Origin of the sequence: Sphingomonas larreae, from assembly GCF_051400595.1 — a bacterium.
Taxonomy (GTDB): domain Bacteria; phylum Pseudomonadota; class Alphaproteobacteria; order Sphingomonadales; family Sphingomonadaceae; genus Sphingomonas.
In genome coordinates this window covers 53,393-62,675 of record NZ_JBLFFI010000010.1, presented here as the reverse complement: position 1 = coordinate 62,675, position 9,283 = coordinate 53,393, and the positions used below count along the sequence as shown (strand labels likewise).

The following is a 9,283-nucleotide window of genomic DNA, read 5'->3' as shown; positions in this document are numbered from 1 at the left end:
GGCCAGATGAACACCGGCGCGATCCTCGAGGGCGCGGAGAAGTATCAGCGCATCGCCCAGACCATGGGCCTGCCGCGCGACAACCACTGACGGGGGGGGGCTCGGCCGCGCGCGACGGACATCGTCGCCTCGTCGCCTCGCCCACCACCAGCGTCATCCTGAGCTTGTCTCAGGACCCACTGGCCCGCAGGCGCCGCGGTCTTCGGATGCGCGGCACGGTGGATCCTGAGACGAGCTCACGATGACACCGGGAGGTGAGGGCAGTGTGCGGTCTCGCGGCACAGCGCGGGACAGGTGCGCTCGCAGCGCGCCCTCCTCGCGACTTCGCGACTTCGCGAGAACAAGCTTTTTCACGCGAAGCCGCGTAGCATTGAAAAGCGGCACCATCATCGCGTGAGCAACACCATCGCGTCTTCGCGTCTTCGCGTCTTCGCGTCTTCGCATGGGATGAACTCGCGCGAAGGCGCAGAGTGGGTAGGTGTGCGGCGCATGGCGTGGTCGCCGACGACAAGGCGAGAGCGCGTGTGGCGCTGGTCCCCTTCGGCCGAATGCCCCACCGACGAAAAGGGCGGCCCCGCAAGGCCGCCCTCCCGTCTTCCACGCCGACACGCGGCTTACCGCGGCGAGGCCTCGCGCTTGCCGTCGAGCCGGCGGGCGATGCCCCAGGGATTGGCGTCGGCCAGCGCCTCGGGCAGCAGCGACGCAGGCAGGTTCTGCAGGCTCACCGGGCGCAGGAAGCGGTAGATCGCCGCGGTCCCGACCGAGGTGGTGCGACCGTCGCTGGTCGCCGGAAAGGGGCCGCCGTGCACCATCGCGTGGCTCACCTCGACCCCCGTCGGCCAGCCGTTGACCAAGATGCGACCGACGCGATCGGCGAGCACCGGGATCAGCGTCTTGGCCTCGGCCTCGTCCTCGGCGTCGAGGTGGAGCGTCGCGGTGAGCTGGCCTTCGAGGCTGGCGATCACCTGGCGCACCTCGTCCATGTCGCGGCACGCCACCACGATCGAGGACGAGCCGAACACCTCGTGTCCCAGCGCGCGATCGGCCAGGAAGCTCGCCGCCTCGGCGCGGAACAGCGCGCCGACCGCCTGATTGACGCCCTCGCCGACCTTGCCGCGTGCCACCGTCGTGACCGCGCTGTGCCGCGCCAGCGCCTCGACGCCCTGCTCGAAGCTGGCGTGGATGCCCGGCGACAGCATCGTCGCGGGCGCGCTCTCGGTCAGCGCGCGACCCGCCGCGGCGACGAAGGCGTCGAGCGCCTCGCCCGCGATCGCGAGCACCAGGCCCGGGTTGGTGCAGAACTGCCCCGCGCCCATCGTCAGCGACTGAACATAGGCTGGTGCCAGCGCCTCGCCGCGCGCTTCTAGAGCGTGCGGCATGATGACGACCGGGTTGATGCTCGACATCTCGGCATAGACCGGGATCGGCTCGGCGCGGTTCGCCGCAATCTTCACCAGCGCGAGCCCACCGCCGCGCGAGCCGGTGAAGCCCACCGCCTTGATGCGGCGATCGGCGACCAGCGCCTCGCCGAGCCGGTTGGTCTCGCCCGGCAGATAGGAGAAGACGCCCGCGGGCAACCCCGCCTTGTCGACCGCAGCGCGGATCGCGCGCGCGACGAGCTCGCCCGTGCCCGGATGCGCCGGATGGCCCTTGACCACCACCGGGCAGCCAGCCGCGAGCGCCGAAGCGGTGTCGCCGCCCGCGACCGAGAAGGCGAGGGGGAAATTGGAGGCGCCGAACACCGCCACCGGGCCGACCGCGACGTTCATGCGGCGCAGGTCGGGGCGGGGCAGCGGCTGGCGATCGGGCAGCGCGGGGTCGATCGTGGCATCGAGCCAGTCGCCCTGGCGCACCACCTGTGCGAACAGCTTGAGCTGGCCGACGGTGCGGCCGCGCTCGCCCTCGAGCCGCGCACGCGGAAGGCCGCTCTCCTGCTGCGCGCGCTCGATCAGCTGGTCGCCGAGCGCGACGATCTCGTCGGCGATCGCCTCGAGGAAGGCGGCGCGATCCTCGGGCGCGGTCCCGGCATAGGCCGGGAAGGCCGCGGCGGCGAGCTCGCACGCGTCGGCGACGGCGTCGGGGCCGGCGGAGGAGAAGGTCGGGGTGAGAGGCGCGCCCTTAGCCGGGTCGACCGCGGTGAACCGCGCCTCGGCCTGGCGCAGCTCGGCACCGATCAGCATCGCTCCGTCGATCATGGATATCCTCGGCTTTAGAGAATTAGTCGGACATAATTAGGCAGCGGGGGGAAGGGGCGCAACCCTGGGCGGGTTCGCCACCATCACCGCAGACCTTGTTCCCCGGCGAAGGCCGGGGCCCAGGTGGGGGACGCTTGTTGGTCCCACCACGGCTGTCCCAACTGGACCCCGGCTTCCGCCGGGAAACAGCATATTGGGGCAGCGGGGGCATGTCACCACGAAGGTAGAGGGGCGGAGCACCTGGCGTCCGCCCCCTTCCTTCAGATGAAGCGGTTGAGCAGGTTCTCAATCCGCTCCTGCTGGCCCGAGCGCGGGCGAGGGTCGACGTTCTCGCGCTCGGCGAGGTCGGCAATTCCGGCGAGGTCGAGCGACGCGACCTGCTGGCCGAAGGCGCCGTCCCAGCCGGCGTAGCGGTCGCGCTTGATCGAGTCGAGCCGGCCGTCCTCGATCAGCTTCGCCGCGTTGAGCAGCCCGCGCGCGACCGTGTCGATGCCGCCGACATGGCCGTAGAACAGGTCGGCCGCGTCGACCGACTGACGCCGCACCTTGGCGTCGAAGTTGAACCCGCCGGTGGTGAAGCCGCCGGCGCGCAGGATCTCGAGCATCGCCAGCGTCAGTTCCTCGACCGAGTTGGGGAATTGGTCGGTGTCCCAGCCGTTCTGCGGGTCGCCGCGATTGGCGTCGATCGATCCGAAGATGCCGAGCGCCGCGGCGGTGGCGATCTCATGCTCGAAGGTGTGGCCCGCCAGCGTGGCGTGGTTCGCCTCGATGTTGACCTTGACCTCGTTCTCAAGCCCGTAGCGCTTGAGGAAGCCGTACACCGTGGCAGTGTCGAAGTCGTACTGGTGCTTGGTCGGCTCGTGCGGCTTCGGCTCGATCAGGATCGTGCCGTCGAAGCCGATCTTGTGCTTGTGTTCGACGACGAGGCTGAGGAAGCGACCGAGATTGTCGAGCTCGCGCTTGAGATCGGTGTTGTGCAGCGACTCATAGCCCTCGCGGCCGCCCCACAGCACGTAGTTCTGGCCGCCGAGCCGATGCGTCGCCTCGAGCGCATCGCGCACCTGCACCGCGCCGAACGCGAACACCTCGGGGTCGGGGTTGCTCGCGCCGCCCGCGGCGAAGCGCGGGTGGCTGAACAGATTGGCCGTGCCCCACAGCAGCTTGCGGCCCGACGAGGCCTGCAGCTTTTCAAGATGGTCGACCGCCTCGGCGAAGTAGCGGCGGTGCTCGGCGACGCCGTGCGCGTCCGCCATCACGTCGACGTCGTGGAAGCAGTAATAAGGCACATCGAGCTTGCTGAAGAAGTCGAACGCCACTTCGCGCTTCTGTGCCGCGGCGGCGCTGTCGTTGGCGCCGGCGTGCCACGGGCGATTGAACGTGCCGCCCCCGAACACGTCCGAGCCGGGCCAGCAGAAGGTGTGCCAGAAGCAAGCGGCGAAGCGGAGGTGGTCTTCCATGCGCTTGCCGAGCACGACCCGGTCCTTATCGTAAAAACGATAGGCGAGCTCGTTGTCGCTGTCGGGCCCCTCATATTTGATTTGAGGGATGTCGGCGAAGAAGTCGGTGGCCATGCAGGCGCTCCTTGGCGTGGTGGTTCGTGGAAAGGATCAGGCCGCGTGCGGCGCGATGCGGGGGTAGGCGTCGCGGAAGGCGGCGCGCTTGGGGGCGAGCCGATCGACCAGCGCGGGGTCGGGCGCGACGACGTGGCTGACCGGCGGGGCGACGCAGACCTCGGCGGGGGTGCCGCCGTCGACCGCGAGCTGCGCCAGCCGCGCGGCGCCCATCGCCGGGCCGACCTCGCCGCCCTTGAGATAGGCGAGCTCGACCTCGAGCGCCGCGGCGAGCGTCTCGCCCCAATAGCGCGACCGTGCGCCGCCGCCGATCACCGATAATCGCTCGACCGCGGTGCCCGACTCGCGCAGCACGCGCACGCCGTCGGCCAGCGCGAAGGCGACCCCCTCGAGTACCGCCTGGGCGAGCCGCTCGGGCGTGGTGTCATGGTCGAACCGCAGGAAGCCGCCGCGCACCTGCGCGTCGTTGTGCGGGGTGCGCTCGCCGGAGAGATAGGGGAGGAACAGCTCGGGGCCGTTGCCGACGCCCGCCGCTTCCGCGCGCGCGAACAGCTCGGCCGCACCCGCCGCACCGATCAGCCGCGCCGCCCAGTCGACGCAGACGGCGGCGGAGAGATGCACCGCCATCTGGTGCCAGAGGTTCGGCAGGCAGTGGCAGAAGGCATGGACCGCGGCCGCCGGGTTGGCGCGCAGCTCGGCGGTGGCGACGAAGATCACGCCAGAGGTGCCGAGCGACAGCAGGGCGTCGCCGTCCTTGACCACGCCGACGCCCGCCGCGCCCGCGGCATTGTCGCCGCCGCCGCCGGCCACTGGCACCTGGTCCATGCCCCAGCGCTCGGCGATCTCGGCGCGCAGCGTGCCCGCCACGTCGCTGCCCTCGACCGCCCGCGGCATCTGCTCGCGGCTGAGCCCGGTCGCGGCGAGCAGGTCGTCGCTCCAATCGCGCTTCGCCACGTCGAGCCACAGCGTGCCGGCGGCGTCGGAGACGTCGCTCGCCTTCTCGCCCGTCATGCGCAGCCGGACATGATCCTTGGGCAGCAGCACGGTGCGGATCGCGGCGAACACCTCGGGTTCGTGGTGCGCGACCCAGAGAAGCTTGGGCGCTGTGAAGCCGGGCATGGCGAGGTTGGCGGCGACCCGGTGCAGCTCGGGCGCCTTGGCCTCCAGCTCGGGGCACTCGGCGAAGGAGCGGCCGTCGTTCCACAGGATCGCGGGACGCAGCGGGCGGTCGTCGGCGCCGAGCAGCGTCGCGCCGTGCATCTGGCCGGCGAGCCCGATGCCGCGCACCGAGCGGCGCACCTCGGCAGGCAGCGCGCGCACTGCCGCCTCAGTCGCCTGCCACCACGCCTCGGGATCCTGCTCGGACCAGAGCGGGTGCGGGCGCTGCACGGTGAGCGCTGCGGTGCCCTGGGCGACGATCGCGCCCGCGGGGTCGATGACCACCGCCTTCACGCCCGAGGTGCCGATGTCGATGCCGAGGAACATGGTCAGGATCTCGTCTGGATAAGCGTGGCGTGTCGTAGTGGATATTCGGGCGCACGCTCCCCCTCCGTCACCCCGGCCGTGTTCCGGGGTCCACCGTGCCACAACTTCCACGCTCGTGGCGCATGCGGACGGGGGGATCCCGGAACACGTCCGGGATGACGGCAGGAGAGCGTCGAGTCGTCGATCACTTCACAAACGGGTCGATCGTCGGGATCGTGCCGTCCGGGTTGAACTTCAATTCGGTCATCTTCACGTTGCGCAGGTGGTTCTTCCCCGACAGCTGGGTGTCGGCGTAGAACAGCCACCATTTGCCCTTCCACTCGACGATCGAGTGGTGCGTGGTCCAGCCCTGCACCGGCTTGAGGATGTGACCCTTGTAGGTGAACGGCCCATACGGCGTCTTGCCGATGGCGTAGTTCAGGAAGTGCGTGTCGCCGCTCGAGTAGGTGTAATAATATTGGCCGCCGCGCTTGAAGACCCAAGACGCCTCGAAGAAGCGCTTCTCATGGTCGCCGCCGAGCACGGGCTTGCCCTTCTCATCGAGGATTACCGCGTCGCGCGGCGTCTCGGTGAAGCTCTTCATATCGGCGTTGAGCTTGGCGACCTTGCCTGAGAGCGCAGGCTGATCGTCCTGCTTGAGGTCGGTATCGCTGCCGTTTGGATCGTACTTGCCGTCCTTCCAGCGCTGGAGCTGGCCGCCCCAGATGCCGCCGAAATACATGTACGAGGTGCCGTCGGCGTCGGTGAATACCGCCGGATCCATCGAGTAGCTGCCCTTGATCGCCTCGGGCTCGGCCTTGAACGGGCCCATCGGATTGTTCGAGGTGGCGACCCCGATGCGGAAGGCGCCTAGGCCGTTACGGTCCTTCGTGCGGTCGCGCGCGGGGAAATAGAGGTAATAGGTGCCGTTCTTATAGGCCGCGTCCGGCGCCCACATCTGCTGCGAGGCCCAGGGCACGTCCTTCACGTCGAGCGCGACCGGGCCGACCGTCACCTTGCCGCCGGGTTCGTCGAGCCGGAGCACGCGATAGTCGCGCATCGCATATTGATTGCCGAGATCGTCGTCCTTGGTCTCGGTCGGGATGTCATGGCTCGGATAGACGTACAGCTTGCCGTCAGGCCAGACGTGCGCCGACGGGTCGGCGGTGTAGAGGTCGCGCACCAGCGGCTGCGACAGGTATGACCGGCCGTCGGGCGCGCGCTCCTGGTTCCAGCCGGCGCTCTCGGCGCTCGCGTTGTTGCTCGCGGCAGCGGAGCTGCTCTCCTGCGACGAGCAGGCGATCAGCGGCAGCGACGCTAGCGTGGCGAGCAGCAGCGGGCGGGCACTGGATCGGGGGTGGCGCATACGGCTATCTCCTCTCATGGCGGCGGGTCTTTGCCCGTGTTGTTGCGTGAGTTAGCGCTACCATTCAGCCAACGCAACTGGTTTGATCGATAGGCTATTCGGGCGAAGTGGCGCAATCCGGGAACAACGACAGATCCCGTTGCAGCCGTCAAATTGGACGCATGATGGGGCAGAGGACGACTGGAGCAGGCGGGCCCCCGGCCTCACCGCGTCTTGGCCGTCCTAGCTCTTATAGTCCCTCGCCGCCGACCCATTGCGCGTTCGCGAGGCGGCGTGCGAGCGTCCAGTTCTGCTGCCGGATGTCGGGCACCGCCACCACCTCCCACAGCTCGCCGCGCGTCATCGGGCCGATGCAATAGAGTCGCTCGTTGATCCCGCCGTCAGCGGCGACGACGCGCGACTGGCGATCGACGTCGAGCCCGATCCGCAGCTCGTCAGGGCGGATCATGCCCGCCGCCAGTAATTGGCGGATCAGCGGCTCGCGCGAGCGCGGCAGATCGCCTTGCGGACCGGTGCAGTTGACGATCCGCGCCGCGCGCGTCGTCGTCACCGCCTCGCCGCCGCGCGCGCGCCAGCTGAGCAGCGCCTGCTGCCCATCCGCTACTGCGCCGATCAGTTTGCCAGCGGCGAACCATAGGCGACCGGCGTCGACCAGCGCGTCGATTCGTCCCGCGACCGCAGGGGCGAGACGATGGCGGTGGACGTCCCAATAGGGTCGCACATGGCGCAGGAAGCGTGCGCGCGTCGTCGCGTCGGCGCTGCCCCACATCATCTGGGTCACGGGGCGCAGCTCATCGACCGCGGCGCGCCAGCCGATCGCCGCCGCGCGGTCGCGCACCGCACGGACGAGTGCGGAGAGTGTCGCGGCGGGCCGCTCGTTCAGTCCGGCGCGCGGCGCGCCATCGGCGTGTCGGCGCGGCACCAGCCCGCGCCGCGACAGCGCGAGGATACGGCCGCGGAACCCGGAAGAGTCGAGTAGCAGCGCGGCATCGATCGCGGTCAGCCCGGTGCCGACCAGCACCACTTCGTCCTCGTCCGTCAGCCCTTCGGCGATGTCGCCCGCCCAGGGATCGGCGCGGTAGCAGCCATCTGGCAGCGCCGCGGCGTCGAGCCCGGGCGGACTGTGCGGCGGGAGATTGCCAAGCGCGAGCACCGCGACATCGGCCTCGACGCGCGCGCCGTCTGCAAGCGTCAGCGCGAAACCGTCTGTGCCGCAGTCGAGCGCGCAGACCTCCCCCGTGACAAGGCGGAGCCGCTGCGGGTGCGCCGCCGCGGCCTCTTCGAGCATCGCGCGGAGATACTGGCCATAGACCTTGCGCGGCACGAAGGTGGTGCGGTCACCCAGTCCCTCGCGCTCGAGCCAGCGGACGAAATGGTCGGGATCGTCGGGCAGCGCGCTCATGTTGCCGGCGCGGACGTTGAGCAGATGCTCGTCATGCGCCGCGCTATAGGCGACGCCGCGCCCGACCTGCGCGGGGCGGCGCTCGATCAGCGTGGCGCGCGGGCCGTCGTGGCGGACGAGGTTGATCGCGAGCAGCGTCCCCGAGAAGCCGCCGCCCACGATCGCGACATGGTCGCCCGGCTGGACGAGGCTCACAGCTCCAGCTCCCTCATCTCGACCACGCGGTGCTCGCGCGCGCTGATCTCGGCGGCGACCCCGATCAAGACCGCGCGCAGCCCGTCCTCCGCGCTCACCTGTACCGGCGCCTCGCCGCGCACCGCGGCGGCGAAGGCGAGATGCTGGTAATAGGTCGCGCCCTCATGGCTGCCGGCAGCGTGCGCGACGGGGTCGATCGTGACGGTAGAGCGCTCCACCGTTTTCGCATCGCCGAAGCCGGTGCGCGGCGAGAACACCAGCTCGCCCGGCGGGATCAGCACGTCGAGCCGCGCGGCGTCGCCGGTAGCGCTCATCTCCTCCTGGTGCTCGGCGCCATCGGCGAACATGCAGAGGTCGAGCATGGCGCGCACGCCGTTGCTGAAATCGACCGTGGTGAAGCTGTTGTCGATGATGTCGGGCCGCTCGCCGCCGTAGCGCTCGTCGAGGTGGTTGACGTCCATCGCGCCCGAGCAGTGAACGCGCACCGGCTCGGCGCCGGTGATCACGCGCATCAGGTCGAAGAAGTGGCAGCATTTTTCCACCATCGTGCCGCCGGTGTTGCGCGCGAAGCGGTTCCAGTCGCCGACCTTCTCAAGAAAGGGGAAGCGGTGCTCGCGGATCGACAGCATGCGCAGCGCGCCGACGCGCCCGGCGTGGACCTGTTCGATGAAGGCAGCGGCGGGCGGCATGAAGCGATATTCCATCCCGGTCCAGAACGGCGCCGCGCGCGCGGCGGCGCGATCGACGATCCAGCGCGCGTCGTCGAGCGTGGTGGCGAGCGGCTTCTCGCACAGGATCGCGGCGTCGGTGGCGAACAGCGGCTCCAGCACGGCGCGGTGGGTGTGGTTGGGCGAGGCGATCACGACCGCGTCGACCTGCGCGTCGCGCGCCAGTGCCTCGGCCGAGTCATAAGCGGTCGCGCCCGCCGCGGCCTCGCCGAGCGCGTCGCGCGCCCAGCCGAGCGAGGTCGGCACCGGATCCGCGATGGCGACGACTCGCGCGCCCGGCACCAGCGCGATGTTGCGGAGGTGCTCGACCCCCATCATGCCCGTGCCGACCAACCCGTACCTGATCTCGGCTACCATCACGC

6 protein-coding genes are annotated in these 9,283 nt (G+C 70.0%); all 6 read right to left on the bottom strand.

Annotation, left to right across the window (positions count from 1 at the left end; translation table 11 throughout):
* Positions 1–614: 614 nt before the first annotated feature.
* On the bottom strand, positions 615–2,195 hold the full coding sequence (locus ACMGDM_RS19900; protein WP_436805878.1) for an aldehyde dehydrogenase (NADP(+)): 1,581 nt from the start codon (positions 2,193–2,195) through the stop codon (positions 615–617).
* 260 nt (positions 2,196–2,455) lie between these two features.
* Entirely contained in the window at positions 2,456–3,766 is a 1,311-nt protein-coding gene (gene xylA, locus ACMGDM_RS19895) for a xylose isomerase (protein WP_436805877.1), read from the bottom strand.
* A 36-nt stretch (positions 3,767–3,802) separates the two neighbouring features.
* Entirely contained in the window at positions 3,803–5,251 is a 1,449-nt protein-coding gene (gene xylB, locus ACMGDM_RS19890) for a xylulokinase (RefSeq protein ID WP_436805876.1), read from the bottom strand.
* Between the two features lie 184 nt (positions 5,252–5,435).
* Positions 5,436–6,596: a glycoside hydrolase family 43 protein gene (locus ACMGDM_RS19885; RefSeq protein ID WP_436805875.1), complete on the bottom strand. Its 1,161-nt coding sequence runs from the start codon at positions 6,594–6,596 to the stop codon at positions 5,436–5,438.
* 229 nt (positions 6,597–6,825) lie between these two features.
* The gene (locus ACMGDM_RS19880; protein WP_436805874.1) at positions 6,826–8,193 is read right to left on the bottom strand and encodes an FAD/NAD(P)-binding protein; all 1,368 of its coding nucleotides are present in this window, start codon (positions 8,191–8,193) and stop codon (positions 6,826–6,828) included.
* Positions 8,190–9,278: a Gfo/Idh/MocA family protein gene (locus ACMGDM_RS19875; protein ID WP_436805873.1), complete on the bottom strand. Its 1,089-nt coding sequence runs from the start codon at positions 9,276–9,278 to the stop codon at positions 8,190–8,192. Before ACMGDM_RS19875 ends, ACMGDM_RS19880 begins: the two co-directional genes overlap by 4 nt.
* Positions 9,279–9,283: the final 5 nt, after the last annotated feature.